This window comes from Streptomyces ossamyceticus (assembly GCF_001418475.1).
GTDB classification, from domain to species: Bacteria; Actinomycetota; Actinomycetes; order Streptomycetales; family Streptomycetaceae; genus Streptomyces; species Streptomyces ossamyceticus.
In genome coordinates, this window is record NZ_LIQX01000987.1 from 1 (window position 1) to 1,059 (window position 1,059).

A 1,059-nucleotide genomic window follows, 5' to 3' on the forward strand; every position below is an offset into this window, starting at 1 on the left:
GTGGGGGAGCGGTGGAGGTGTGGGGCTCGGTCATGGGGGTCTCCGCGTGCTGCCGTGAGGTCGACGGACGTCGGTCGCTGTTCTGCCGCGCCGCGGGCCGGCGGTGACGGTGCCGTACCTCTACCGTCCATGACGTCCCTCCGGATGTCTGTGCACCTTCCGTCGGAACGACAGATCGGCACAAGAGGTCGGAGCGACGGATCGGGCGAGAGAGCGGAGCGACACAACAGAACTGAAACCGATTCGGTTTCGGTAATGTAGGGGTCTCCCGGAGGCTCGGGAAGAGTTTTACTGAAAGTCATTCGGTAAAGTTCGGATGGCCCGGGTGCGAGGCGGTCCTTCCGCCCGCACCGGGGACAGACGCACGAAGAGGAGCCCATGTGCCCAGGCCGCGCACGCCTCTGCTGGACCGCCGACGCATCGGCGCCGCGGCGCTGAGACTCGCCGACGACCAAGGGACCCTCACCATCCCCGCCCTGGCCAGGGAACTCGGCGTGGCTCCCTCGGCGCTCTACCACCACGTCTCCGGCCGGGACGAGATCATCTCGCTCATGCGGGAGGAACTGGCCCTGGAGACCAGCCCCGACGCCTGGGACCCGGCCCAGCCCTGGGAGCAGGCGCTGGAGGACTGGGCCCGCTCCTACCGCACGGCCTTCGCCGGGCACGCCGGGGCGGTGCCGCTGCTCGCCGCCGCCCCGCTGGGCGAGCCCTTCCTGTACGCGATGTACGAGAAGGTCGCGGAACTCCTGCTGACCGCCGGCTTCGCCGCACACCAGGTCATGCCCCTGATCAACGCGATGGAGAGCTTCATCCTCGGCTCGGCCCTCGACCTCGTGGCCCCGCCGGTGCTGGTCGCCGACGTACCCCGGGAGACCGCCCCGCACCTCGCCACCGCACTCGATGACCTCCCGCACGACCACCGCCGCGCCGACCTCGCCTTCGACATCGGTCTCCGCGCCCTCATCACCGGTTTCCGGGCGCTCCTGCCCACGTGACCGGGAGGCGCGACCCCGCACAGCACGGCCCGCTCAGCCCCCACCCCCCTTGCCCACCTTCCAC

General features: G+C 70.3%; 1 protein-coding gene. It reads left to right on the top strand.

Features of this window, described 5'->3' with window-relative positions; translation table 11 throughout:
* The first annotated feature begins 380 nt into the window (after positions 1-380).
* Positions 381-995 carry a TetR/AcrR family transcriptional regulator C-terminal domain-containing protein gene (locus AOK15_RS41240; RefSeq protein ID WP_055524406.1) on the top strand — a complete coding sequence of 205 codons (615 nt, stop codon included), beginning with the start codon at positions 381-383 and terminating at the stop codon, positions 993-995.
* The last annotated feature ends 64 nt before the right edge of the window (positions 996-1,059 follow it).